The sequence below is a fragment of the Bacillus cereus group sp. N21 genome, from assembly GCF_016483395.1.
GTDB classification, from domain to species: domain Bacteria; phylum Bacillota; class Bacilli; order Bacillales; family Bacillaceae_G; genus Bacillus_A; species Bacillus_A pseudomycoides.
Window position 1 is genome coordinate 76,132 of sequence record NZ_JAEHBX010000016.1, and the last position, 25,676, is coordinate 101,807.

Here is a 25,676-nt window from a genome sequence, read left to right on the forward strand (position 1 = left end):
ATCTATCCATCATAAAACAAAACATGAGCCCCTTTTATACGGGGCTCATGTTTTGTTTTATATTTGACTAGATTGTAATCCCTGAATATAAGAGACAACTTCCGGATTTACAAGTGAAGATAAATCTCCCAATTCTCTCCCTAAGTAAGCTGCTTTAATTACTCGTCTCATTACTTTAGAATTGCGTGTTTTCGGTAAGTCTTCTACAACATGAATATCCTTTGGACATAACGCTTTTCCAATGTGAGAGTTTACTAAATTTAATAATTCTATCTTTAATTCATGTGTAAATATAGTTCCTTCACGTAAAACAATGAAGCAGTGACAAACTTCGCCTTTTACTTCATCTGGTACACCAATTGCTGCTGCTTCTATTACATCATGATGCTTTACAAGAATTGATTCGTATTCCGCTGGTCCAATACGCTTCCCGGCAATATTTAATGTATCATCAGAACGTCCTGTAATGATATATTGCTCTCCGTCATAGATTACCCAATCACCGTGCACCCACTTATTTTCAAAACGTGACCAATACGTATTAACGTAGCGCTCGTCATCTCCCCAGAAGCTTTTTGTCATTCCGACCCATGGTTTTTCTAAACATAATTCTCCAACTTCATCACGAATTGGATTACCTTGTTCATCTAATACAACAGCTGCCATTCCAGGTAAAGATGCATTGAAACTAATCGGTGCAATTGGTTTAACTAAAACGTTTCCAAAGATCCCACCAGAAATTTCTGTTCCACCTGAATAATTACAAATTGGCACCTTCCCTTTACCAACTGTTTCAAAAAGCCACATCCAAGGGTCAGGATTCCAAGGTTCACCTGTTGATGCAAAAACTTCTAAACTTGCTAGGGAATGTTTCTTTACATACTCATCACCTTTTGCCATCAATGCTCGAATTAATGTTGGTGAAATCCCAAGATGCGTAATTTGATATCGATCAACCGTTTCCCATAATCGATCTGCTTCCGGATAATCTGGAACACCTTCATACATTACCATTGTTGCACCATTAATAAGTGAACCAAATAATAAGAACGGTCCCATCATCCAGCCCATATCAGTAACCCATAATACACGATCACCTTGCTTAATATTCATACCAAACCCTGCATCAAATGCAGATTTCAGAGGAAATCCAGCGTGCGTGTGTACTGTTCCTTTTGGCTTACCAGTCGTCCCAGATGTATAAATGAGCATAAGCGGGTCATCACTTTTCATTTCTTCAGCATGTGTAAATGGTTTTTCTTTTTCTAAAACGCTCCATGAAAGATCATAATTATGAGGTGTAAAATCATTTCCAGCATGACGAACAATGACAACTTTCTCAACAGACGGGCATTGTTCACACGCTTTATCCACCTCATCTTTTAAAGAAACGATTTTACCACGGCGCGAGAATCCATCCGCTGTAATAATCATTTTGGATCCTGCTGCCTGTACACGCGTCATGACTGCATCAGAAGCAAATCCTGAGAAAATCGGAGAAATAATCGCACCTATTTTCATTACTGCCAGCATGGCAACAACTGTTTCAGGAATCATTGGCATATAAATCGTTACGCGATTACCTTTCTCAATTCCGGAATTCTTTAGTCCATTTGCAACTCGGCTCACCCAGCTATCGAGCTCTTCATATGTAAATGATTTTGTTGTTCCGTTTTCCCCTTCGTACATGAGGGCAGGTTGTTGTTTTGTTTCTTCATCTGCAAGCCAACGAGATAAAGCAGATTCTACTACATTACACATTCCCTCAGTGTACCACTGAGCGAATGGTGTACCGTTTTCTAAATCTAATACTTCTGTATACGGCTTCATCCATTGATAGCCAACTGCACGTTCCGCTTCTCCCCAAAACCATCCAGTTTCTTCAATTGACTTGTTATAAAATGCTTCATAATCTTCATAGCCAAGCGATTTCATCCACCCATATAGACGTGTTTTATCTTTATATTCTTCTGTTGGAAACCAAACGGCTTGTTTCAATGTTTTCCCCTCCTCATTTTTCGAACAAGAAAGCCCTTAATAGGGCTTTTATACTGGATACACTGGATGTTTTCGATCTGTAAACACTTGATATTTACTCATGTACATTTCGAAACGCTTCTTTAGTTCTTCACGTAAATCATTCGGATGAACAATACCATCAATCACCATTTCTGATGCTAGGCGATAAATATCGATATCTTTTTTATACTCTTCACGTTTTTCTGCAATGAAGCTTGCACGCTCTTCTTCTGGTAATGCTGCGATTTTATTCGCATATACGGCATTAACAGCAGCTTCTGGTCCCATTACAGCAATGGAAGCCGTTGGTAACGCTAAACAACAATCTGGTTCGAAAGCTGGGCCTGCCATTGCATATAGACCAGCACCATATGCTTTACGAACAACGATTGAAATTTTCGGTACTGTGGCTTCACTCATAGCAGAAATCATTTTCGCACCGTGACGAATAATACCAGCTCTCTCAACTTTCGTTCCAATCATAAATCCAGGTACATCCGCAAGGAATAATAATGGAATATGATATGCGTCACATAAATTAATAAACTTCGCTGCTTTATCAGCAGAATCGTGGAATAATACACCGCCTTTCATACGCGGTTGATTTGCAACAATACCAATAGGCTTCCCATCAATTCGGCCTAATCCTGTAATAAGTTCTTGTGCAAATAATTTTTTCACTTCAAAGAAAGAACCTTCATCGATAATACGATTAATAAGATCTTTCATATTAAAAGGAGCATTTTGATTTTCTGGGATGATTTGTTCTAACGTTTTTTCGAACTGTTTTGGTTCTTGAGGCTTAGTCATAGGAGCATTTTCTTGATAGTTACTTGGAAAATATGAAATATATTGTCTTGCCTGAGCAATCGCATCTTCTTCTGTCTTACATAATACATCTCCGCATCCTGATACCGAGCAATGCATACGAGCGCCGCCCATTTCCTCTAGTGTTACTTTTTCACCAATAACCATTTCAGCCATACGCGGAGAACCTAAATACATAGAAGCATTTCCTTCAACCATCATGACAACGTCACAGAAAGCAGGAATATAAGCACCTCCAGCTGCAGAAGGACCAAACAATAAACAAATTTGTGGTACCTTACCTGATAGCTTCACCTGGTTATAAAAAATACGTCCCGCACCGCGGCGCCCTGGGAACATTTCAACTTGGTCAGTAATACGAGCACCTGCAGAATCAACAAGATAAAAAAGTGGTACACGTAACTTTTCAGCTGTTTCTTGAATGCGTAAGATTTTTTCAACAGTTCGAGAACCCCAAGACCCTGCTTTAACTGTTGAATCATTTGCCATGACACATACAGTACGACCATGTATTTTACCAGTAGCAGTTACAACCCCATCTGCGGGTAAGCCTGTTTGCTCACAATTAGCAAATAATGCATCTTCTACATATTCACCATTATCAAATAGAAGAGCTAAGCGATCTCGAACAAAGATTTTTCCTTTTGCTTTATTTTGTTCATGATATTTTGGTGCCCCACCTTGTTTAATTGTTTCAACACGTTCTTGAAATGCATTCGATTGTTGTTTTTGTTCTAGCACATTTACTCCCCCTTATACACTGGTTTACGTTTCTCCTGAAATGCTTGTAGTCCTTCTAATCGATCTTTCGTATGGATTACACCTTCATACGCCTGCTTTTCCATTTGTAATCCGGTATGCAAATCTACTTGTACCCCATTTGAGATTGCTTCTTTTGCTAATCGAATGGCAATTGGTCCATTACTCGCAATGCTTCTTGCAATTTCAATTGCTTTTTCTTCTAGTAAGTTAGCTGGTACCACAAACTCTACCATTCCATATTCCTTCGCCTCATGCGCCGAAATACGTCTTGCTGTATAAATTAATTCTTTTGCCCTGCCAACACCAATTAGTCTTGGGAGACGCTGCGTCCCACCAGCTCCTGGGATGATAGCTAGAGATGTTTCAGTGAGTCCAAGGCTTGCTGTTTCTGCCGCAATTCTAAAATCACACGCTAAACTTAACTCGGTACCACCACCAAGTGCAATTCCATTTATTGCAGCAATAACAGGTTGTGATAATTGCTCAACCATATCCATTGTAGAACGAATCATCCCAACTGCATGACGTACTTGCTCCTCATTCATATTGGCACGTTCTTTTAAATCAGCTCCGGCACAAAATGCTTTTTCACCATAGCCTGTTAAAATGACAACGCGAACATCGGCTTCTTCATTAATATGATTTAATGTAGATTGCAACTCTTCTAATAGTGCAAGAGATAATGAGTTTGCTTGCCGTTCGCGATTTAATGTTATTTTTACGATATGCGGTGTTACATAATCTACTGAAATGTTTTGTAATTGTAGCATTTTATCACCTACTTATTGTTTTATGTTGCAATGCTTTATACACATGACTTGGCAATTGAATATTTAGCTTGCTTTGAATAAATTGACTAGCCTTTAATAACTTTTCTTCATTTATATTTGTTTGTACGCCCATTTTGTGGAGCATATGTACTAAATCATCAGTCGCGACATTACCTGATGCCCCTGGTGCATACGGACAACCACCAAGTCCACCACAGGAACTATCAAATGTCGTAACACCGTATTCCAATGACTGAACGACGTTTGCAAGCGCCATCCCGTAGGTATTATGAAAATGCATCGCAAATTGAGAAGAATCATATTTTTTAAGTAAATGTTCCAATACTCGCTCTACTTGCAATGGATTTGCTACACCAATCGTGTCTCCCAACGAGACTTCATAAATGCCGTATGAGAAGAATTGATTACATAACTCGTCTACAGCATCAATGCTCACATCTCCTTCATAAGGACAACCAAATACAGTAGAAACGTAACCTCTTACTCTTTTACCTGCAAACTCTGCTTGCTTTGTAATATCTTGGATGACAGATAATGCTTCTTTAATAGACTTATTAATATTGCTTTTATTATGTGATTCACTCGCTGATAAAAAAACATTCACCTCATCTACATTTTGCAAAAGAGCTCGTTCCAAACCATTTTGATTTGGAACAAGCGCAGCATATGTAATATCTGAATTCCGCTTTAACTCTGTAAATACATCACTCGCATCAGCTAAAGCAGGAACCCATTTCGGGTGAACAAAAGAGGAAACTTCAATATATGATAATCCAGCTTCTGAAAGTAATTGAATCCATTTCACTTTATCTTTTGTGCCAACAATTTTCTTTTCATTTTGCAAACCATCACGTGGTCCCACTTCTTTAATGACAGCAAAAGTAGGTAGCTTCAATACATTTCACCCCTTCTTCTCCCTATTCAATCTCTACCAATACATCTCCTTCATTAACAAAATCGCCCTCTTGCACATTTATTTTCATAACTGTCCCAGCTTCTTCTGAAACGATTGGAATTTCCATTTTCATAGATTCCAAAATGACGACATCCTGTTCTTCTTCTACTGTATCTCCTATTCCCACAACAATTTTCCAAACATTACCTGCCATCGATGCATATACTTTTGTCATCATTTTTTCCCCCTTTAATATTCATAAACCTTATTTTTTTACAAGTTGTTTTGTTACAAAACCTGTTGTATAAATACCACTTTGGAACACTTCATCTTCTAGCACTTGCAATAGCATGGATGTATTTGTCTTAATGCCTTCTACTTTCAAGTTTTGAAGTGCATCCTGTAATTTTTCAATTGCTTCTTCACGCGTTTCACCATGAGTAATCACTTTTGCAATCATCGGATCGTAAAACGGTGTGATTGTAACATTATTTTCTAAAAAGTGATCAATCCGCACTGTTTCTGGTAACGTTAGGTCCGTAATCTTCCCAGGTGATGGGAAAAATGTTTTTGGATCTTCTGCATAAATACGCGCTTCAATGGCATGACCACTACGATTTATATCCTCCTGCGTAAAGGAAAGCTTTTCACCAGACGCAATGAGTAATTGTTGTTCAACAAGATCTAGACCAGTAATTTCTTCAGTAACAGGATGCTCCACTTGTAACCTTGTATTCATCTCTAAGAAATAGAAGTTTTTCTTATCATCCACAAGAAATTCAACCGTACCTGCATTTGTATAGCCAAGAGCTTTTGCTGCTTGTACAGCAACTTTCCCCATCGCTTTACGTGTTTCTTCATCTAAAAATGGAGACGGTGCTTCTTCAATTACTTTTTGATTCCGGCGTTGTACAGAGCATTCACGTTCCCATAAATAAACTGTATTACCATGTGTATCAGCTAAAAGTTGAATTTCAATATGATGCGCATCTGCAATGTATCGCTCTAAGTACATCTCACCATTACCAAAAAAGTTTTGTGCACGCGTTTTATTGCTCTCGAATGCTTTAGTGAGCGTTTGCTCAGTTTCCATCAACTGCATTCCAATGCCCCCGCCGCCCGCGGATGCCTTCAGCATTAATGGATAACCAATTTGTTTTGCAATTTCAATCGCTTCTTCAGCAGTCTCAATATTCGTTGTGATTCCTGGTACAACTGGAACATTTGCTTCTTGCATTGCCAGACGTGACTCGATTTTACTTCCCATCTTAGCAATGATTTCTTCAGAAGGACCAATAAATACAATTCCTTCTTCTTTACAGCGAACCGCGAAGGAAGGATTTTCTGATAACAATCCATATCCTGGATGAATCGCTTCAGTATTTGTTTTCTTAGCAATTTCTATAATCTTTTCGAGATTTAAATAGCTCTCTTGGACACGTGGACCACCAACCAAATAAGCCTCATTTGCTAGTTTTACATGAAGTGCATTTTCATCTGCCTCTGAATAAATAGCAACTGTACGAATTCCAAGTTTTTGACATGTTTTTATAATTCGAACTGCAATTTCGCCACGATTGGCGATTAATATTTTTTGAAACATAGTGAATCCTCCTTTTATCTACACCCTAAATGTCTTGCGATTACGAGACGTTGAATTTCAGAAGTTCCTTCACCAATTTCTAAAAGCTTCGCATCACGAATATGACGCTCTACTTCATATTCACGCATATAACCATATCCACCATGAATTTGCACTGCTTGATTCGCAATACGACTTGCTGCTTCAGATGCAAATAACTTTGCCATAGCCGCTTCTTTACCGAAAGGTTTATCATGATCCTTTAACCAAGCCGCTTTATGTACTAAATTACGCGCCAATTCCACTTCAGTAGCCATATCAGCCAGTTTAAATTGAATCGCTTGGAAATTAGAAATCGTTTTTCCGAATTGCTGACGCTCTTTTGCATATTGAAGTGCACGCTCAAAAGCAGACTGTGCAATTCCTACAGCTAATGCTGCAATTGAAATACGCCCTCCATCAAGTGTATATAAGAATTGTTTAAATCCTTTATTTACATCACCAAGAATATTCTCTTTCGGTACACGAACACCATCAAGTACGATTTCACAAGTATTAGAGGCACGAACACCCATCTTATCGTATGGACTTGAAATCGTTAATCCCTCACTTGTTGTCGGCACAATAAATGCAGAAATACGTTTTTTTCCATTTTCTTCGACACCATTGACAGCGGTTACAATGATTGTATTTGCATACTCTGCATTCGTAATCCAACACTTCTCACCGCTAATCACATATTCATCACCATCTAAAAATGCTTTTGTTTGTGTGCCACCTGCATCGGATCCAGCATTCGGTTCAGTTAAACCAAAAGCACCTAATGTTTTTCCAGATGCCATTGGAACTAAATACTTCTGCTTTTGTTCTTCTGTACCAAAGTAATAAATTGGAGAAGCACCTAATGAAATTGTTGCAGCATAACTTAAACCTGTACCACCACAAGCACGGCCAATTTCTTCAACAGCTAACGCATACGATAGAGTATCGCCGCCAGAACCTCCATACTCTTCTGGGAATGGGATTCCTAATAATCCTAGTTCGCCCATTTTTTGAAACGTTTCGTATGGAAATTCAGCTGTTTTATCATAATACACAGCTTTTGGTGCAATTTCCTTTTCAGCAAAGTCTCGTACCATTTCTTTAATCATTTGTTTTTCGCGAGTTAGAGTAAATTCCATTCCGCTACACACCCCTTATCGAATATTGAGTTTCGACAGCGTGCGAGTCTGTACTACAAACATTGCTTTTAAAAGACAAGAATAGTAGTTAGATAATTGTTATAATTCTGTCATAACTTAATTTTAAAACAGAATCTGTACTCATGCACAAAAAAATTCCTACATTGTTCTACAACAACATAGGAATAACAGTGTCGAATTATGTGGTTTTTTCTTTAATAATCTCTTCCTTTTCCGGAATCTGAAATTTCTACTAATGCTTCAGGGTACGGTTCAAAATATGTTTGTCGTAATAAATAGTGGTCTTCAAAACGTAAGACCCACGACTTTAAAACTACAAGTAAATTGCTAAGAGGTATTTTCTTATCTGCATATTTTTGAAGTAGCGTTAAAAAATACTCTTTTTCTTGCTTGTTTAGCTTATCTTTAAAATATCCAAAAATATGCTGACATACGTTTATATTCGATGTATAGCGAGGTGTTCGCTTCAATAATTCATACAAGGTTTTTTCGTAATTCTCAAAGATATTTTCAATGTTATCCTTTGCATGATTTGCAATAATACGGCCTAATTCTTTTTGTTTCACCTGATTATATGCCATAAATAAATATTTATGATCTGACTGAAATGATACTAATTCTTTCAGAGTTTTACTCTGTTTTATTGTTTTGAAATGGGCAATTGTAAACAACCTCGTAAAGAAATGTTCACGAATAATAAAATTCGACAATCTACCTTCTTCTTCTACTGCAATATGCGAAAAATTTTTTAGTACAGCTCCACCAAAAAATCCAGCACCCTTCTCTTTTACTGGTGATTTTTCATATCCTGTATAAATTTTCACATCTCTAGTTCCGCAACTTGGGGAACGATTTTTTAAAATAAAACCATCAACATCCAGTAAAGTACTTAAAAATTGATCAGAAAACCGTTGCATCCTCTCTGTAACATCTTTTCTTGTCGAAGGCTGTACAAGCTTATGAATGCCACTATCTTCGATAATCCGAATTGTCTCACGTGGAATTCCTAATCCAATTTCCACTTCAGGGCATACCGGAATAAATGTAACAAACGGCTGTAGATTTCGAATTGTCACATCATGAATCAAATCTCCATTATAACGGCAAGCACCAAATTCTAGACATTTACTTACAACAACTGTTGGTTTAGCAAATTGTCGCATTTTATTACCTCCACGGCGTTAATCCATATAATATAAATTGTACTACGATGAGTATTCTAAGCAAGGTTAGTTTGTATTGTCTCTTTTTATTATGACTATATATCAGTGACATATCAGCGATAATTTATATCTATTTCATATAAGTGTTAGCAAGTTCGTTTGCAAACTTGTTAGCACTTTTTTATATTTCTTCTATTATAAGCTTCTCCCCTCTTTACCTCTACGTTATATCAGATTAATTCTTGTTTCCCTGTTCAGAACTACGAGAAACACATATGACATGAACTGTATTTTCGAGGGAATTTTAACCATTTATTGTTATAATTAAATCCGCAGTATTTTTTCCAGGAGTGTTCCTATGAAGAACAGTAAGATAATGGACATACATACTAGGCACTCCCCTTCCTTAATGCGTTCATAGAAATATAGAAAGGATTTAAGCGATGGGACAATTTCAAAGTAATTTTCAAGCGGCACAACAAATCGCTACTCAAATGAGGAATGCTTCGGATACTATCCAAAGTGCGACAAATAAGTCTATTAAAAAGTCAAAACGTACTACGCTATCTGTTAACCCACAAGCCCAAGAAGCAAATCACCAAATGTTAGATTTGACGAAACAATTTTCCGCTGCCTTTCAACAAGCAGTTGCTAATATTCATTCGGTAGCTAAAGAGTTTGAGAGAATGGATCACGAACTTCACAACACTTTTCGCTAATGTGACAACCTACGTAAAACGGTAGGAGGAAAAAGATGAGTCAAGATATTGAGAAACAAATCAATCAATTGAATCAAAAATTACAAAGTGTATTCAAAGAACAGGACCGGAATCAATCCGCGATTCAAACTCAGGAGCAGTCGGAAGCAGATTTTCACGAATGGAAAAGTCGAAGCAATCGTTTGTTTAACCGAATTCTAGAAACTTGGCATGGGGATAAAGAATTATCTCATTTTTTTACGAATATGCGTCAAGAAGCACAACACATTGAGCGAAAACTCACATTCGAATTGGAAAATCAAAAAGAAACGTTGCTTAAAGAAAGACGAGACCTTAGCGATTTAGAAAACGACCTTTCCTATCAGCAACAACAATTGGCAAGGGAGGTCAATGCATGAATTTAAATATGTATTTGGGCGAAGTACAAAGCCAAACTCAAAGCATGAATGCTGTATGTACCGCTACCATTCAAGGTATGGAACAAGCCATTCAGTCGATTGACGCTTTTGCAATTGATACTGCCCTTCAAGGACAAACATATAGCAGTGCAAAATCATTTTTTGTACAAACCTTTCGTCCTTTAGCGCAAGGAATCATTTACTTATGTGAAGAACTAATCCGTCAGAATGATGCCTTTCCAAGCCAATTTCAATCACAGGTAGCTTCAACTGATGTCATTGAACAAGAGTTACGAGAACAAATCCGAGAAATTGACCAAGCAAAAGCAAGCATGGAAGTCATTAGTCACGCTATGGCAAATCTTTTTACTGTCATGAGACACAAGCTTCAAGAAAAGCTAGATCACCTACATGAATTTAATCAAACATCTAGCAATAACTATAGTACAGCAATTCAATTAGCCGCTAACATTGCGACGGGTTTAGCAGAAGTACAAAGTGGAAAAGGCTTTAGTCTCGCAAGTGGTACGTTTAGTACACAAGGGTTGAATATGGAGTGGACGGCTTCCATTCAGACGATTGAAGAAGATAAGAAGCATCAGGCTGACAACCTTTTAAATGGTAGTTCAATTGAAGAAGGAGCAATGTGTGGTCCATTAAATAGTGAGAAAAAAGATGCATCTTTACTGGATAAGTTTAAACATGGTGTCGAAAATATTTATGAGGACTATAGTAAAATAAGTGGTGCCTTTGATAATAAAGTCGAATCTATGTATGAAAGTGCTTGGGACTTTATACAAGGTGCTGGCAGTGCAGTAGCAGAAGACTATATTGGACTAACACCACCTGATAATGATAAATTAGAAAGCAAGACAACCTACCAAGCTGGAAGGCTTACTGGACATGTTTTATCAACGATAGGATCTATTGTAGAAATTTTTGAAGGTTTTTCAGTCATAGGCGGGGCTAATTTCTTAACCATCGTCGCAGAAGTAGGAACTGGTGGATTGGCATCACCAATTGTTCTTCCATTAAATGCAGCTGCTACAGTGGCTGGTGTTGGTGCTGTTGCACACGGTGGATATGTTTGGGATAAATCAATTCAAAATGCTCAGGATACTCTTCAAAAAATCCAGTCTTCTGATGATGGAGTTAAGGTTACGGGTGATAGGGGAGCTAGAACAAGTACAAATAATATCCAGAAAGTTCCAGATGATATTTTAGATCAAATGGAAAATGCAAGAGGGCATCTACTACAAAAGCATGTTGGAAAAACGAATGATGATTTACTAAAAAGAGCTGCACAAGAAGGTGTTGACGCTACAACTTTTACAGATAAATCTACTGCAACTAAAGCGGTACAAGGGAACATTCGAAGAAATGCAGATGATATTTCTAATTGGTTAAACGATTCGAATTCCAGTGGAGTTAAAACCATAACTACAGATCATGGTTATTCAATTGGTAAAGGTGTAGCCGTCAAAAATGGAGGAAGTTCGGCATCTAAACAAATTACTTATGATTTGACTAAATCAAAGGTTGTTTTAGTAAAGGACTCATCTATGCCAAACGGATATAAAATTGTAACAGGGTATCCAACAATTAATTAATTTGAAAACTTTTTTGGAAGAGGTTGGTGAAATGATGATAAAGTTTCCGAAGTTTTATTATTTCTTAGATAGCTATTTCAATATAAGTTGGGACTTTAGTGATTTAAAAATGCTTACACTTGATTACAAAGCAAGAGAAACTTTAGAATATAAGCAAGGGTTAATAAAAGATTTGTATGATATAAAAAACTTAAATGATTGGGGATTTATATCACAATATGTTTATGAGCATGGTAAACGAGTTTTAAATCATCAAAAATTAATTGCGATGATTGATTTAATGTTAGAACTTTTGGATAGTGATGCTCAAGGGAAGATTTCATTATAGAATCTATTTTTCAAGATAAGAACGAGTCTATAAAATCACATGCTAACAGGATTATTTGGTTAATAAAAACTGAATACCCCTATATATTACCAAATTGATGATATTCTTCCCTTTCCTCCATAATTTTAAAACAGATTATAAATCAGCACATGATGCAACTTTAAGGTCAGGTCGCCCTTTGAAAATCCCCGATATATATACAGAATAAAAATGGAGGAGATAAACTATGGCAATCCATATAACAATGAATAAAGAATTTGAAGATGAGGAGATAGTTGTATATCAATATTATCCATCAGAATCACCAGAAAAAGTTGGGAAAATGTATTTTCATAAAAAAGAGGAAATGTTTTACGATTTAGAACCTGTTCCAAAAGAACCAATCGGAACAAGAAAGCATTATTTTAATTGTGCAATTTCTAGGATAGTAATATGTCTTAGAAATGGAGGAGAATTTTTGGATGAAATGACATACGGGGTATAGCAAAACAAACGAGTATATAAAAAGGCCGGCTCAAATAAAGAGCCGACTTCTTTTTCGTTATGTTAACGTACATTCACATATGCATCACTAGCTGTAATGTAGTACACACTTCCACGAGAATTTTTCACTTTATACTGTGGTGAACCATTTACGGACACTTTATCAATAAACTTGAATCCTAATCCTGTATCTAAAGTACCAGCAACATCTTTATCCTGCCAAGATGGAGAATCATAGAAACGTAGGTTGTCTACTTCTGAAACGACACAGTTTCCTGCAATAGATGAATCCACTACATAGATACTCTTTGTTTGCAAATACGAAAATCAAAACCCACAAACGTTGTTATAGCAACGTTTGTGGTGTTAGTCCATACAATATAAATTGAATCGTATTTTCAATTTCCACTTCATCGTCCCATTTTTCTTCAGGTAATAATAAAAATCGAGTTAAAATTAACCCCATTATAGCTGATAAAGTAAAGCGGATAACTGAAGGGATTGGCATTTCAATAATTTGTCCTTGTTCTTGAAAATGTACAATTAATTTTTTAAAGCGAGAAAAAAGTTCCTTCTCTACTAATTGTTGTACTTCATTTTTTAATTCTGGTTGAAACGGTACTTCTTGTATTAAAATTTTTAACATTGGAAAATGTTTTTTAGCAAATTCAAATCGATTTCGAATTGCTTTTCTTAAAAATTCTTCATACGTTTCATACGTATTCTCCAGTATTTCTTTTGCAAAAGCCTGTACGAAAAATGGAGCAGCAAACTTTGTTAATGTTGGCATGACAACCGCTAATAGTAAATCTTTTTTTGTTTTATAGTAGCGGAAGATTGTTCCCTCCGCTACACCAGCACGCTTTGCAATTTCACTCGTTGAAGTTGATGCATATCCTTTTTCTCCAAACATATCAACCGCCGCTTCTAATATACGCATTTGACGTTCATTACGTTTATCTGTGTCTGTAGCAGCAATTAATTCTTCCAGCCAATCTTTCTTCATTCGTAAAGCCCCTTTTTTATAAACATTATATTTTGCGATGTTTCTTCAAAGCAAATACATTCCCTACTGCAAATACTATCGCAAAAAGAAGTAACACACAAAGGTCTCCCGCAATTTCAGTAAATCCTTGATTACGAATCATCACTTGTTTCATTGCATCAGCACCGTATGTGAGTGGGAATAGCTTCCCAAGCATTTGTAGCCACTTATTCATTGATTCCATTGGAAATAAACCTGAAAAGAAAATTTGCGGTACGATGACAAGTGGGATAAACTGAATCATTTGAAATTCGTTATTGGCGTATGCCGATAAAAAAGTGCCTAGTGTTAACGCTGTTAGTGAAAGCATACATGTAATTAGTAATGTAAGCCACGGTGACCCTGCTACATATAAATCAAGAATATAGACAGAGAAACTTACAATGATAACAGACTGTAAAAACGCAAAAATACCAAATCCAATTATATAACCAACAACAATTTCCCAGCGGCGCACTGGAGTAGATAATAATCTTTCCAACGTCCCACTTAAACGTTCTCGTACAAAGGAAACTCCTGATAAAATAAAAACAAAGAAGAATGTAAAAAAGCCAATTAATACCGGTCCAAGTCCATCAAACATCGTGAAATCTGCGGAACCATGTAAAAAATCAATTTCTGGTTTCATACCGGGCATATCATTTTTTTCTGTGGCCTTTTGTAATGTCTGTAGCACTGCACGGTTTTTTGAAGAATCACTACCTTCTAGCAACACATTCGCTTTTCCATGTTCTAAAGTGATAATGGCATCTATTTGTTGATTTTTTAATTTAGAATACGCTTCATCTTTACTATACTCATAGATGGTAGCATCTTGCTTTTTCATTGATTCTACTATAGGTGCTGGAACATCTATTAATGCAATATGAGGAGTGTAATCCTTTTGTGTAAACACAAGCGATAATAACCAAAGGAGTAACATTGGCGCTCCAAACATCATCGCAAGTGACCGTTTATCCCGAAGAAACTGACGAATAATCCGAATAATTACACCACCGACTCTCATGATTCAACCGCTCCTTCCAATAGAAAGACATCTTCAATCCGTCCTGATGAAGTTCGATCTTTTAAATCATTTGGAGTCCCTGTTGCAATTAACTTCCCATCTCTAATTAATCCAAGACGTTCACAAAATTCAGCTTCGTCCATAATATGTGTTGTCACAATAATCGTTGTTCCTTGCCCTTTGAGCTCATAAAATTTTTCCCAAATAGATTTACGAAGAACTGGATCAATTCCAACCGTTGGCTCATCTAAAATTAAAAGCTTTGGTTCATGTAAAAGTGCCATCGCTAGAGATAACCGCTTTTTCATCCCCCCTGAAAAGTGTTGTACTTGTTTTTTAGCATGCTCTGATAATTCAACTAATGTAAAAACTTCTTCAATTCTCTCCTTCTTATGTTTACCTTTCAATCCATACATTGTTGCGATAAAATCTGCATTTTCATAAGCTGATAATTCTTCATACAGCGCATCGGCTTGTGCCATATAACCTATTTGCTTCATGCCGTTTAAGTTTGGCATTTGTACCCCTAATGCTATTACATTCCCTACTGTTGATTCACTAATGCCAGCAATCATTTTAATAAGCGTCGTTTTACCAGACCCGGATGGACCTACTAAACCAAAAATCTCTGTCTCTGCTACAGATAGTGAAATATTGTGCAGTACTTCTTTTTTTCCAAAACACTTTGATACATCTTGTAAAATGACTGAAGGTTGTTGCAATAAGATCTCCTCCTTTTCAAAATGAGTGAGTACTCACTTTTATTTTACTCTTAGATTATTATATGTCAAATTATATTTATGAGTATTATCTTTTCAATCTTTCTAACAACTAATACATTGTCTATAGAACAATGAAACAGAGTCGACAATAGAATTCATTTCTCACTGTCGACTCTGTTTCATTTTAAATCATTATTTATAGGCTACGTTTCTAAATTTAAATACTTTCTAATTCTAGCAAGATCTAAAGAATACTCAATTACTAACTGCTGGATAGGCAAAATAACTTTTTCGGGATACAAATGTGCATATTTTAATGTTTCTGTATATTTTTCTAACCTTTTTTCTAAATACTTCACAATTTGCTCAGGATGATTCACCAATAAACATTGACTATAATAATGAATTTGTTCTTCAATTGCAGTATATTCCTCAATTTCAAATTCTTTATGCATGTGTACACTCCTTTATAATTAGTTTTTTATATGCACAAGCCATAAGCATTCTAATCTGAATGAAAACTGAGTATTTTAATTATTTACACTATAACAAAGAAAGAACGTCAAAATTTGTTAGTTTATGTAGCGTAGAACAAATTTAACAAAATTGTAATGGATACTTGTACTTTTTAGAAAACACCAATCTTTCATCATACATATTTTCTGTTACTTACATTTGTTATCTTATTTTCTATTAAAAGAGTTATAGTGAATGAACCACCGCAACGTCACTCAAAGCTAATAAAAAAAGTCGTACAAATTAATCTAGTTGTACGACTACAATTTCTGGTCTATTAAAAATCCTTTGAGGAATGATGCTATTCCCTAACCCTCTGCTTACTATCATGGAAGTACCTTGTTCCTTATATGAACCTGCTGTGTATTTGGGTAATATGCCTTGATTAGGTGCAACTAAGCCTCCAATAAAAGGTAGTCTTACTTGTCCTCCATGGGCATGCCCTGTTAAAACTAAATCAATTTGTTGCTCAGCGTATACTTGTAAAAGTTCAGGTCTATGTGAAAGTAGTACTTTATATTCATCCTGATCTACCTCATTTTTCGCTTTAACGATTTCATTTTTCACTGTAGACATCTCTTCATTTTCATCGTTATTTTTCGCGGTAAATGCCGGATCATCTATGCCGAGAAGGCAAATTTCCTGCCCCTCTTTTTGAATACGTTCATGTTCATTTCTCAAAACTGTCACATTATATCTTTTCAACTCTTTTTCTAAACTATCATACCTCCCTGACCATAATTCATGATTTCCTGTAACAAAATAAACGGGATAGTGTTTTACAAGCTCTTTCACTACCTTTAAACTCGCCTCTGCATCATACCTCTTACTATCAATTAGATCTCCTGTAATAACGATAATATCAGGATTCAAGCTTTTTACTTTTTCAATTAAAACTTCTTGGTTTTCTCCAAATTTTTTACTATGTAAATCCGATAACTGTACAATTTTAAATCCCTTGAAATTAGAAGGTATCTTACTAGATGTTATTGATATTTTACTTACACTTATTAAATTATTTTGTAAGTATGAGAATGCACTGACTCCTATTGCTATTGCACTTATAATAAATAACCTTTTATATCTTTTTTTCATATCTTCTCCCTTATAAAAATTCTATTAAATATATTTTTAGCAATTCTTTTTAATCATATCATTAACATTTTATCAAACTATCTATTTCTACAAATAGATAGTATTTTATTTTTATAATGTTTTATTTTTTCTTTCAATACAGTATGTGAAATTATCTTTTTTTTCGCAGTGTTCCTTGCTCCTTAACTAACATTACAGATATCAACTTCATTGTATCTATATAAGAATTTCTTTGTTTTATCTATATCAATGCAGCAAAAAAACTGCCTAAGGGGGACCTTAGGCAGTTTAATTCATTTATATTTATGCTAGTGATTTCGTTTCTCTCATTACTTCAATGAAGTATCCCCAGTTATTTATAACTGATGAAATACTAATATGTTCATCTGGCGTATGAACATTGAAAATATCTGGTCCGAATGAGATGGCATCCAATTCAGGCATTTTTTGAACAAATACACTACATTCAATACCAGCGTGCACTGCAAAGATTTCAGCATCTTTGTTATATTTTTCTTTATGCACTTTTTCAAACAAATCACGAATTGGTGAATTGGGATTGTACGGCCATTCTGGATACTCTGATTCCTTTTCAAATTGCGCCCCAACTAATTCTGCAATATACTTAATTTCATTCGTAATGTGCTGTTTTAAACTGCTTACAGAGCTTCTTACTTCATTTCTTAATTTAATTTCATTATGTAACGTTTCAATAACACCTAAGTTTGTTGAGCTTTCTACAAGTCCTTTAATATCCATGCTCATGCTTTGAATGCCATTTGGAATCAAGAATAAAGAAGAAATAAGTTGTTTCTGTGTTTCTGTTGCAAATACTTTTTCTACTTTTTCTTCTAATTTTGTAAGAGAAACATGTACATCAGGATCTACAGCACGTAGCTCGTCTTGGAAAATACGTGTCCATTCTGCTACTTTCTCTTCTACCTTTTGTACATCATTTACAGATAATAAAATTGTTGCTACGCTTTCACGCGGAATCGCATTTGTTTTTAATCCACCGTGAATTCCACTCATGTTAAATGAAATTTCATTTGATAAATCATGAAGAACGCGTCCTAAAACTTTATTGGCATTTCCTCTTTGTTTATCAATCTCCATACCAGAGTGGCCACCTTTTAAGCCTCCAACATATAAACGGTATGCTTCTAGTTCAGCAGGTACTTCTTCCCAAGCAACAGGAATCGTTTCAACTGCCTTCGCTCCACCTGCACTGCTCACTAGTAATTTATGATCTTCTTCAGAGTCGATATTAATAAATATTTTCCCATCAAAGTGCTTCGCATCAACAGCAAAAGCACCACCCATTGTTGTCTCTTCTTCTGTTGTAATCACAACCTCAAGAGCTGGATGTGGAATATCCGTTGAATCTAATAGTGCTAATGCATACGCAACCGCAATACCATTATCAGCACCTAAAGTCGTTTGATTTGCATACAGCATGTCCCCAACGATTCGTAGCTCAATCGGATCTTTTGCAAAATCATGAACAGTTGCTTGGTTCTTCTCGCAAACCATGTCCATATGGCCTTGAATAATAATTGCAGGAACATTTTCATAACCGTCAGTTGCTGTCTTTTTAATGACTACATTTAATGCTTCATCTTGTACAACATCTAAATTACGATCTTTTGCAAATTCAACTAAATAATCACTAATTTCTTTTTCATTTCCAGATCCTCTTGGAATCTTTGAAATTTCTGCAAAATGATAAAATACAGGGTGCTTTGTTAATTGTTCTAAATTAGAATACATTTTGAAGCTCCTCTCTTAAATAAAACTGATTGGATAAATCTTTGAATTTCAAATTATTCTTTTCTTTACCATTATACCATGCTTCATCATTTTACTTTTTATTAAAGGTGTAGATCTATCACTTCTATTTATCAAAAACTATCCCATATCCATTTCACAGAATATCAGTATAATTTTATACTACATTTAAAAAATTAAGGAAAATGCATATGTATTTTACAGAAAACCTTCCTTGTCCTGAACACATTTTCAATTTACCCCGCATTAACGGGCAGTAAAATCCCCACCTCAAGATTCAAAGAAAAACGAGTAAGATAGGCGGAGGATCAACTGCCCGTAAAAGCCCGATTGATGCAACTAATAATCAGTGGGGATGACTATTTAAAGCTTTCAAAAGAGCAATTGCATCATACTCTCATTCAAAGTACTTTTGTCATAAGTGCTTATGATAACGATCAATTAATTGGAACCAGACGTATTATTTCAGATGGGATAATTAACGCTTATCTATGTGGATTAGTCGTTCATCCCTCCTTTCAAAATCGCGGAATTGGAAAGGAGATCGTTCAAAAATTAATTGTAGAATGCCAAAAACAGAACCTACACTTGCAATTAATTTGTACAGCTGAATACATTCCATTCTATGAAAAGCTAGATTTCGAAGAATTTGCGATAGGAATGAAGAAAAAATAAAAAAGAAAATGCACCTATGCATTTTCTTTCAAGTTTTTTCCCTGTATATATTTTGATGCATCACCATTCACGATCTTTTCTAGTCGATTAATATTTTCCGTTAATGCACCTTTCACAAGAGAGAAATCTGTATTTGAATCTTCTTTTTCTTTCTTAAAAAAAGCAAGTTTTTGCTGTTTCATTTCTTGCATTTTCTCCTCCCCCTTTTGTAAAAAAGATACAATCTTTGTCTATCTTTATTATATATTAAATATAAAAATGGTGCACTTTTATCCTTTTCTTTTTAATTCTTCTTCTAAATTTTCTACTTGCTGCATTGTATCTCCTTTTATTAAAGAGAAATCTGTTGTATCTTCAGCTTCTTCTTTGAAAAATTCACTACCGTATTCTTTTTCCACTACAATCACCTCTACGTGCTAGTGTAGGAATGATTGTCCGATTTTATTCAACTTTGTTCCATTTTCTCGAAATTTGTTCTACATTATGTATAAAGGAAAAGGACAGAATTTAGATTCTGTCCTTACTTACTAAAATAACTATGATGAATTGTTAAGTTATATACATTTTCAAAATCCCGGTCTTGAAGATTATTCTTTTGACCATCAATAACAATACAAACATCTCTTACTGTTTTGGCTGGTATGATACCAACATTTTCAACTTGCACTGCTTTCTGTTCATTTAATTGTTCTATATGTTCCACAGGAACTGTAATACTAAATTGAGAACGGATACCACGAAAATTCGTATTTAATTCGTCTTCTGTCACAAATACCACAATCTTCGCCCCAATTTTTTCTGCATACGTATCAAGAAATACATTTAAACTTTGTGCATATTCTGTTTCAGTTTGCCACTCCATCGTACCAAATGCTGCTGGGTTTACATTTTGAATAATTGTTGTGTAGATCTCACCTCGTGCTTTCGAAGCAATTAATGATCGTTTAATAGATTGAACGGTCTTTCCGATATCACTAAATTTTGCACCCCATATTTCAGAAATGTTTGGAGTTAAAATAAATGCAATATCAACAAATACCACCATTGCAACGAACATCAAAATATTTTTCCAGAGGGTTAAATCAATTCCTTTCACCATGAAATACATTGTGACCGATGTGATAAACACACCATACCATGTTTTTCGAATAAGTTGCTTTTTTTCTTCGTACAATTCTTCATTTTTCCAATAAAAGAAAATAAGAAATAAAAAGACTAATACGAGAAGAAACAAACCAACTCGAATGTTAGAGACCGTCAATCACATCACCCTCCATTCAAAAACTTCTCACGATATCATTACATGCTGATTTCCCTCTCATTATGACAAAAGACATGGACAACCTTCTAAAGTCAGCTATACCGCATATACTAAAAAGGACTCCACGTCTTTTATAATGAATCTACATTGTATATGTAGACAAGCTTGCATTTCAAATTTCCGCAAATATTTTTTATCAAGATATATGTTTGGGAATTACGCCTTCAGGTACTTCTCCGTCCATACTTAAATAATAATGACGAATTGGTTGTAGATTTTCATCTAACTCATAGACAAGAGGAATACTCGTCGGAATATTTAATGATACAACACCATCATCCGATAGATTATCTAAATATTTTACAAGCGAACGAATTGTATTCCCGTGTGATGAGATGATTACCTTTTGACCAGATTGTAACATCGGTGCAATTTCATTATGCCAAAAGTCCAATACTCTTTGTTCCGTATCCTCTAAGCACTCAGTAAGTGGAAATTCACCTTTTTTCAACAACTTATATCTTGGATCATCAGCTTCATACCTTGGATCATCTTCAGTAAGTGCTGGCGGTCTTACATCAGTACTTCTTCTCCATATATGAACTTGCTCATCACCATATTTCTTTGCTATCTCATCCTTATTTAATCCTTGCAATGCTCCATAATGTCTTTCATTTAACTTCCATGATTTATGTACAGGAACCCATGCAAGGTCCATTTCATGTAGAATAATCCACAACGTTCGAATTGCCCGTTTTAAAACAGATGTATACGCAACATCAAACGTATATCCATTGTTTTTTAAAATTGCACCTGCTTCTCTTGCTTCATTTAATCCATTTTTTGATAAGTCTACATCTTTCCATCCTGTAAATCTGTTTTCAAGATTCCATAAACTTTGTCCGTGACGAATGAGTACAAGTTTTATCATAATAATCCCCTTCCGGAAATGAAAATTTAAATTTTGCAATGCGTACACGTAATAAAGTATCTGGTAATGTTAATTTTTTATCCATAGTTGCCAAAATACATGGATAAAATCGGTTCTTTTTCAAACTCAAAAAACAGATGAATGATTTATTTACTCATTTTAATCAACTGGTTCTTCACGCTTAGATAACCATGCATCAAAACCTAAACGGCTATTTGCTAGTTCAGTCATAACTTGATGCCAATTCTCTTCACATGTTTCACCAAATTTTGAAAAAATACTGCTCATTTGTTCTCTTTGTACATCGCTTAGTTTTCTCTCTAGCTCTGCTCCTTCTGTCGTTAGGACAAGCTGTTTCACACGACGATCGTGTTCTGCTTCCTTGCTTTCAATAAGCCCCTTTTCAAGAAGCTGACGGAGTGGCCCGTGAAGAGCTTGTTTACTTATTTCTAACAGAGATAACAATTCATTTATACTAAGCCCAGGAAAACGAGCAATAAAAAATAAGATTCGATGATGAACTCGCTGTATACCATACTCTTTTATAATTTCATCTGGTTTTTCTGTAAATGTTTTATATGCAAAATAAAACAGTGCAAGTGCTTGATTCATTTGTTCTTCTTTATGTTGTGTCATCTACTTTCCCCCTATATGTAAATTATACCACAATTTATCTCTGAAATATTAAATCAACCCATTTGACTTAATAAGAGGGAATTTCACTTAAAATCACTAGCAGAACTTACAAAGCAAAATTCTAAATGAATAAAAAAACGTATTACTCATTAGATTGAGAATACGTTTTTATTTACTAACATAGACCTAGTTTGCAGAAAAGTTTAGCTGCCAAGAAACACCATACTTATCATTAAGCCAACCGAATTTCTTGCTAAATGGATAAACTGCAAGCGGCATTAAAACTTCTCCTTCTTGCGCTAGCTTATTAAAGACTTCATCAATTTCCGCCTCTGTATCACAATTTACATATAGTGACATTGAAGGAGTAAATGTGAATTCATGTTTCACACTACTATCTATACACATGAACTCTTGTCTATTTAATGTGAATGTAGCATGCATTACAGTTCCCTCTTTACCAGGCTCATTTGCACCGTAACGAGAAATATTTATAATTTCTGATTGATCAAATAAAGAAGTATATAAAGTCATTGCCTCCTCTGCATTGCCGTCAAACATTAAAAAAGGTGTAATTTTTTGTCTTGTATTCTTCAATTAGAAACATCTCCTTTTATGTAGATACACTTGAAATTGCTAGTCCTCCAACAAACAGAACGTACATTCCTGTAACTGTATTTTCCTCAAAAAATATTGGATTGTCAACTTATAATAACCTCTAAGTTTTAAGAGAATAACAATATAAAAAGGAGTTTCAAATGAATAATACTGGTAGTAATCACAGAACAATAACATGTGTACCAAATAAATTATAAGTGTCAAACATGAATTTCATTGGGGGAATTTGATTAGAAATATATTAAAATATAGTAGTTGTTTCAATACTTCCATTGGAATAACCAAATCATATCACGCCGTTTCCCCCTCATTTCTCAATATTCCCTTCGTTACAATTGCTATTACTATCATTATAAGACTTACAAACAATATAGGTAAGTAAACTTTTATACTAAAAATTTCAAACATAAATCCATATATGACCTGACCTATAGGTGCCATATATTGCGCTACCGCTGTAATAATTGCCATGACTTTTCCTAAATTCTCGTTAGGTGTTTTCTTTTGTACGACTGTAATAACGAAAATGGAGATAATGGTCATTGCCATTGTAATAAGAATTGCACACAAGATAAAGAGGATAAATGACGGATAGTATCCAAATCTAAGAACAAGTGGCATAATGGAGACCGCCATCGGTACAATTAATAGAGCAATCATAAGTATCCACTGATATATTGTTTTCATTTGCATCTTTTTCGCAAAGAAACCGATAGATAAAGCCCCTAAGATTGTAGCAAAATCTATGAATCCCATCCCGATACCATACATTGTATTGCTACTTTGCATCGTTACTCGTAAAATGATTGGACTACCGACAATAAAGAGTGGTGTAAGGATCAAGTTGAGCAAAGCGGCTAATATCATGGATTTCAATATATAAGGCTGTTTGACAACATAGGTAAATCCAACTTTCAGGTCTTTTGCGATTGTTGGCATAATATGCTAATCCTGTTTCCTTTTAACAAACGGAATCTTAATAAACGTCTCTAATATTGCTGACAAGAAAAAAGTGATACCACTCAGCACGACAAGTATTTTTAACCCTACAAGGCCGTATAGCACTCCGCCCAAAACAGGTGCCGCTACACCCGACAAAGCTTGAACACCATTCACGATACCATTTGCCTGTTCTAGCTTTTTTTCCGTAACGAGCAGCGGAATACTCGCCATAACAACAGGGGAATACATTGCACTAATAATCGCTAGCAAAACCATAACAACACCGATAAGTACCACGGAAGTCTTGCCGACTGATAATAATAAAAGAAAGCAGAAAATAATAACACTACTTATCATGTCATAGATTACCATCAAATTACGTCGGTTAAATCTATCAGCGATAGCCCCGCCAAGAGGTGACAACAACAAAGGGACACTCGATATAGCATACAAAGTAGCATAAATATCCGCACGCCCCGTTATATCCAGTACATAGAGTGATAAAGCAAAACGTAAAAGGGTGGAACCTAAGATAGATACAATTTGTCCAATCACCATGAGGTTAAAATCTTTAGGGAAAGATTTTATATTGATGGTATTTTGCATCGTATACACACCTTTCATCAATGGCCTAGACCGACTGCCGGTCTAAAAATTTTATAAAAAAATTATTTTAGGACTGCCTCATCAAAATATCCAAAATGTAATTAAACGTTCCTTTTTTAGCTCCCAAAGTCGTTTCCATTATATTGATAAACGCCTTTGCTCTTTGCATTGCTTCATGCGGCTGCCATTGAAACAATCCTTCATCGAATATGACTTGTGCAGACGCGATCAAGAACTCCATTGTTTCCTGGGGGTAAGCCGTCTCAAAAATTTTTTCTTTGATTCCCTGCTCAATTACCTCTGTTAAAACAGGTGTTAAATGTAAAATAGCTTGCACTAAACTTTTTTGATGCATTTCTGCATTATTTGGCTGGTGAAATTGTTCAATCATTTTTTCTTTATTCCCACCTGCTTTCGGCACTTGCACCATTAAAATTTGAAACAATTTATCCAACACAGGGATATTAGGACTTGAGGCAATCTTTTTCGCGGCCACTACATCTGCATTTACAATCCGCGTAATAATAGCGTCCATTACTTCCTCTTTTGATTTGAAATAATGATAAAATGTCCCTTTCGCAATACCAATTTCTCGTAAAATATCATTTACAGTTGTTTTCATATACCCTTTAGAAACGAACAGTTTTTCTGCTGTATCCAGAATTTCATTTCTACGTTCTTCATATTCTTTTACTGTTCTCACAAAGAAACTCCTTTCATCTAGACCGACTGTCGGTCTAGTATAAATATATGCGTAGCCTGTAAAAAAGTGTCATACAAATTAAAATGAATCAAGTTGTTTTTACCACATGTTTCCTAATGATGTATACAACATCCTAATTAAATTATCCTTCTACTTTAATGAACAAAAAAGAATTCTTTACATTTATTCACCTGCTGTACACAAAAACAAAAAAAGTCGTTCCCTTCTTTAAAGAGGCCACTGAAAAACTTTCGTTTTTCATCTCATAAAACACATGTAAAACAAAAAAGGCGACTTTTCGTTCAGTTTTGAACGAAAAGTCGCCTTTCTCTCTATATTTTTGTTACTGTTT

26 protein-coding genes and 4 pseudogenes are annotated in these 25,676 nt (G+C 35.3%); 7 read left to right on the forward strand and 23 right to left on the reverse strand.

Annotated features, from left to right (window positions below):
• Positions 1-57: 57 nt before the first annotated feature.
• The 8 genes from JDS96_RS11775 to JDS96_RS11810 all read right to left on the reverse strand — a co-directional run bounded on the left by JDS96_RS11775 (position 58) and on the right by JDS96_RS11810 (position 9,242).
• Positions 58-1,998: an AMP-binding protein gene (locus JDS96_RS11775; protein WP_199666914.1), complete on the reverse strand. Its 1,941-nt coding sequence runs from the start codon at positions 1,996-1,998 to the stop codon at positions 58-60.
• A gap of 48 nt (positions 1,999-2,046) precedes the next feature.
• Positions 2,047-3,588: an acyl-CoA carboxylase subunit beta gene (locus JDS96_RS11780; protein ID WP_006094895.1), complete on the reverse strand. Its 1,542-nt coding sequence runs from the start codon at positions 3,586-3,588 to the stop codon at positions 2,047-2,049.
• 2 nt (positions 3,589-3,590) lie between these two features.
• On the reverse strand, positions 3,591-4,379 hold the full coding sequence (locus JDS96_RS11785; RefSeq protein ID WP_006094896.1) for an enoyl-CoA hydratase: 789 nt from the start codon (positions 4,377-4,379) through the stop codon (positions 3,591-3,593).
• Positions 4,380-4,383: 4 nt separating this feature from the next.
• On the reverse strand, positions 4,384-5,295 hold the full coding sequence (locus JDS96_RS11790; protein WP_199666916.1) for a hydroxymethylglutaryl-CoA lyase: 912 nt from the start codon (positions 5,293-5,295) through the stop codon (positions 4,384-4,386).
• Between the two features lie 22 nt (positions 5,296-5,317).
• Complete coding sequence (locus tag JDS96_RS11795) at positions 5,318-5,533, reverse strand: acetyl-CoA carboxylase biotin carboxyl carrier protein subunit (RefSeq protein WP_003197789.1); 216 nt, start codon at positions 5,531-5,533, stop codon at positions 5,318-5,320.
• Between the two features lie 27 nt (positions 5,534-5,560).
• Positions 5,561-6,898, reverse strand: coding sequence for an acetyl-CoA carboxylase biotin carboxylase subunit (locus tag JDS96_RS11800; protein WP_098807144.1), 1,338 nt, complete (start codon positions 6,896-6,898; stop codon positions 5,561-5,563).
• A gap of 14 nt (positions 6,899-6,912) precedes the next feature.
• Positions 6,913-8,058 carry an acyl-CoA dehydrogenase gene (locus JDS96_RS11805; RefSeq protein ID WP_018765914.1) on the reverse strand — a complete coding sequence of 382 codons (1,146 nt, stop codon included), beginning with the start codon at positions 8,056-8,058 and terminating at the stop codon, positions 6,913-6,915.
• A 215-nt stretch (positions 8,059-8,273) separates the two neighbouring features.
• A complete protein-coding gene (locus tag JDS96_RS11810) occupies positions 8,274-9,242 on the reverse strand; it encodes a YbgA family protein (protein WP_199666918.1) in 969 nt (322 codons plus the stop codon).
• Between the two features lie 443 nt (positions 9,243-9,685).
• Here JDS96_RS11810 and JDS96_RS11815 point away from each other — a divergent pair, with 443 nt between their 5' ends.
• From JDS96_RS11815 to JDS96_RS11835, 6 genes and pseudogenes are all read left to right on the forward strand, one after another.
• The gene (locus JDS96_RS11815; protein ID WP_199666920.1) at positions 9,686-9,961 is read left to right on the forward strand and encodes a TIGR04197 family type VII secretion effector; all 276 of its coding nucleotides are present in this window, start codon (positions 9,686-9,688) and stop codon (positions 9,959-9,961) included.
• Positions 9,962-9,996: 35 nt separating this feature from the next.
• Positions 9,997-10,359, forward strand: a complete 363-nt coding sequence (locus JDS96_RS11820; RefSeq protein ID WP_199666922.1) for a DUF3958 family protein — start codon at positions 9,997-9,999, stop codon at positions 10,357-10,359.
• A pseudogene (locus JDS96_RS33255) lies at positions 10,356-11,186 on the forward strand (T7SS effector LXG polymorphic toxin); the annotation flags it as partial. The gene JDS96_RS11820 and the pseudogene JDS96_RS33255, both read left to right, overlap by 4 nt.
• Before the next feature lie 429 nt (positions 11,187-11,615).
• Positions 11,616-11,969, forward strand: a pseudogene (locus JDS96_RS33260) (RNase A-like domain-containing protein); the annotation flags it as partial.
• Positions 11,970-12,000: 31 nt separating this feature from the next.
• A complete protein-coding gene (locus tag JDS96_RS11830; protein ID WP_199666926.1) occupies positions 12,001-12,297 on the forward strand; it encodes a hypothetical protein in 297 nt (98 codons plus the stop codon).
• Between the two features lie 226 nt (positions 12,298-12,523).
• Complete coding sequence (locus tag JDS96_RS11835; protein ID WP_199666928.1) at positions 12,524-12,781, forward strand: hypothetical protein; 258 nt, start codon at positions 12,524-12,526, stop codon at positions 12,779-12,781.
• A gap of 62 nt (positions 12,782-12,843) precedes the next feature.
• Here JDS96_RS11835 and JDS96_RS11840 read toward each other — a convergent pair.
• From JDS96_RS11840 to JDS96_RS11870, 7 genes and pseudogenes are all read right to left on the reverse strand, one after another.
• Positions 12,844-13,077 (reverse strand): annotated as a pseudogene (locus JDS96_RS11840) (N-acetylmuramoyl-L-alanine amidase); the annotation flags it as partial.
• Between the two features lie 49 nt (positions 13,078-13,126).
• Positions 13,127-13,786, reverse strand: coding sequence for a TetR/AcrR family transcriptional regulator (locus JDS96_RS11845; protein ID WP_199666931.1), 660 nt, complete (start codon positions 13,784-13,786; stop codon positions 13,127-13,129).
• A gap of 25 nt (positions 13,787-13,811) precedes the next feature.
• Positions 13,812-14,831 carry an ABC transporter permease gene (locus JDS96_RS11850; protein WP_018767055.1) on the reverse strand — a complete coding sequence of 340 codons (1,020 nt, stop codon included), beginning with the start codon at positions 14,829-14,831 and terminating at the stop codon, positions 13,812-13,814.
• Complete coding sequence (locus JDS96_RS11855; RefSeq protein WP_199666933.1) at positions 14,828-15,553, reverse strand: ABC transporter ATP-binding protein; 726 nt, start codon at positions 15,551-15,553, stop codon at positions 14,828-14,830. Before JDS96_RS11855 ends, JDS96_RS11850 begins: the two co-directional genes overlap by 4 nt.
• A 203-nt stretch (positions 15,554-15,756) precedes the next feature.
• Positions 15,757-16,008 carry a hypothetical protein gene (locus tag JDS96_RS11860; protein ID WP_003197750.1) on the reverse strand — a complete coding sequence of 84 codons (252 nt, stop codon included), beginning with the start codon at positions 16,006-16,008 and terminating at the stop codon, positions 15,757-15,759.
• A 304-nt stretch (positions 16,009-16,312) separates the two neighbouring features.
• The gene (locus JDS96_RS11865; protein ID WP_006094845.1) at positions 16,313-17,164 is read right to left on the reverse strand and encodes a metallophosphoesterase; all 852 of its coding nucleotides are present in this window, start codon (positions 17,162-17,164) and stop codon (positions 16,313-16,315) included.
• 303 nt (positions 17,165-17,467) lie between these two features.
• Positions 17,468-18,934 carry an aminoacyl-histidine dipeptidase gene (locus tag JDS96_RS11870; RefSeq protein WP_199666935.1) on the reverse strand — a complete coding sequence of 489 codons (1,467 nt, stop codon included), beginning with the start codon at positions 18,932-18,934 and terminating at the stop codon, positions 17,468-17,470.
• 351 nt (positions 18,935-19,285) lie between these two features.
• Between JDS96_RS11870 and JDS96_RS11875 the strand changes: the two genes are divergently transcribed.
• Positions 19,286-19,627 carry a GNAT family N-acetyltransferase gene (locus JDS96_RS11875; RefSeq protein WP_199666937.1) on the forward strand — a complete coding sequence of 114 codons (342 nt, stop codon included), beginning with the start codon at positions 19,286-19,288 and terminating at the stop codon, positions 19,625-19,627.
• Between the two features lie 14 nt (positions 19,628-19,641).
• Here JDS96_RS11875 and spoIISB read toward each other — a convergent pair whose 3' ends face one another.
• The 8 genes and pseudogenes from spoIISB to JDS96_RS11915 all read right to left on the reverse strand — a co-directional run bounded on the left by spoIISB (position 19,642) and on the right by JDS96_RS11915 (position 25,324).
• Positions 19,642-19,818: a stage II sporulation protein SB gene (gene spoIISB, locus JDS96_RS11880; protein WP_003197743.1), complete on the reverse strand. Its 177-nt coding sequence runs from the start codon at positions 19,816-19,818 to the stop codon at positions 19,642-19,644.
• 78 nt (positions 19,819-19,896) lie between these two features.
• On the reverse strand, positions 19,897-20,034 hold the full coding sequence (locus tag JDS96_RS11885; protein ID WP_003197740.1) for a hypothetical protein: 138 nt from the start codon (positions 20,032-20,034) through the stop codon (positions 19,897-19,899).
• Positions 20,035-20,147: 113 nt separating this feature from the next.
• Positions 20,148-20,888: a type II toxin-antitoxin system SpoIISA family toxin gene (locus tag JDS96_RS11890; protein ID WP_003197736.1), complete on the reverse strand. Its 741-nt coding sequence runs from the start codon at positions 20,886-20,888 to the stop codon at positions 20,148-20,150.
• Between the two features lie 196 nt (positions 20,889-21,084).
• Positions 21,085-21,819 carry a 2,3-diphosphoglycerate-dependent phosphoglycerate mutase gene (gene gpmA, locus JDS96_RS11895; protein WP_199666939.1) on the reverse strand — a complete coding sequence of 245 codons (735 nt, stop codon included), beginning with the start codon at positions 21,817-21,819 and terminating at the stop codon, positions 21,085-21,087.
• Between the two features lie 159 nt (positions 21,820-21,978).
• Positions 21,979-22,455: a MarR family winged helix-turn-helix transcriptional regulator gene (locus JDS96_RS11900; RefSeq protein WP_003197732.1), complete on the reverse strand. Its 477-nt coding sequence runs from the start codon at positions 22,453-22,455 to the stop codon at positions 21,979-21,981.
• Positions 22,456-22,641: 186 nt separating this feature from the next.
• Positions 22,642-23,052: a VOC family protein gene (locus tag JDS96_RS11905; protein ID WP_199666940.1), complete on the reverse strand. Its 411-nt coding sequence runs from the start codon at positions 23,050-23,052 to the stop codon at positions 22,642-22,644.
• Positions 23,053-23,364: 312 nt separating this feature from the next.
• Positions 23,365-24,639: pseudogene (locus JDS96_RS11910) on the reverse strand (MFS transporter).
• A 49-nt stretch (positions 24,640-24,688) separates the two neighbouring features.
• Entirely contained in the window at positions 24,689-25,324 is a 636-nt protein-coding gene (locus JDS96_RS11915) for a TetR/AcrR family transcriptional regulator (RefSeq protein ID WP_097787246.1), read from the reverse strand.
• Positions 25,325-25,676: the final 352 nt, after the last annotated feature.

Coding starts and splice junctions, on each gene's coding strand:
- JDS96_RS11785 (WP_006094896.1), bottom strand. CDS start 4,379: ATGCTACAATTACAAAACATTTCAGTAGATTATGTAACACCGCATATC.
- JDS96_RS11795 (WP_003197789.1), bottom strand. CDS start 5,533: ATGATGACAAAAGTATATGCATCGATGGCAGGTAATGTTTGGAAAATT.
- JDS96_RS11800 (WP_098807144.1), bottom strand. CDS start 6,898: ATGTTTCAAAAAATATTAATCGCCAATCGTGGCGAAATTGCAGTTCGA.
- JDS96_RS11805 (WP_018765914.1), bottom strand. CDS start 8,058: ATGGAATTTACTCTAACTCGCGAAAAACAAATGATTAAAGAAATGGTA.
- JDS96_RS11810 (WP_199666918.1), bottom strand. CDS start 9,242: ATGCGACAATTTGCTAAACCAACAGTTGTTGTAAGTAAATGTCTAGAA.
- JDS96_RS11815 (WP_199666920.1), top strand. CDS start 9,686: ATGGGACAATTTCAAAGTAATTTTCAAGCGGCACAACAAATCGCTACT.
- JDS96_RS11820 (WP_199666922.1), top strand. CDS start 9,997: ATGAGTCAAGATATTGAGAAACAAATCAATCAATTGAATCAAAAATTA.
- JDS96_RS11830 (WP_199666926.1), top strand. CDS start 12,001: ATGATGATAAAGTTTCCGAAGTTTTATTATTTCTTAGATAGCTATTTC.
- JDS96_RS11835 (WP_199666928.1), top strand. CDS start 12,524: ATGGCAATCCATATAACAATGAATAAAGAATTTGAAGATGAGGAGATA.
- JDS96_RS11845 (WP_199666931.1), bottom strand. CDS start 13,786: ATGAAGAAAGATTGGCTGGAAGAATTAATTGCTGCTACAGACACAGAT.
- JDS96_RS11850 (WP_018767055.1), bottom strand. CDS start 14,831: ATGAGAGTCGGTGGTGTAATTATTCGGATTATTCGTCAGTTTCTTCGG.
- JDS96_RS11860 (WP_003197750.1), bottom strand. CDS start 16,008: ATGCATAAAGAATTTGAAATTGAGGAATATACTGCAATTGAAGAACAA.
- JDS96_RS11865 (WP_006094845.1), bottom strand. CDS start 17,164: ATGAAAAAAAGATATAAAAGGTTATTTATTATAAGTGCAATAGCAATA.
- JDS96_RS11870 (WP_199666935.1), bottom strand. CDS start 18,934: ATGTATTCTAATTTAGAACAATTAACAAAGCACCCTGTATTTTATCAT.
- JDS96_RS11875 (WP_199666937.1), top strand. CDS start 19,286: ATGCAACTAATAATCAGTGGGGATGACTATTTAAAGCTTTCAAAAGAG.
- spoIISB (WP_003197743.1), bottom strand. CDS start 19,818: ATGCAAGAAATGAAACAGCAAAAACTTGCTTTTTTTAAGAAAGAAAAA.
- gpmA (WP_199666939.1), bottom strand. CDS start 21,819: ATGATAAAACTTGTACTCATTCGTCACGGACAAAGTTTATGGAATCTT.
- JDS96_RS11900 (WP_003197732.1), bottom strand. CDS start 22,455: ATGACACAACATAAAGAAGAACAAATGAATCAAGCACTTGCACTGTTT.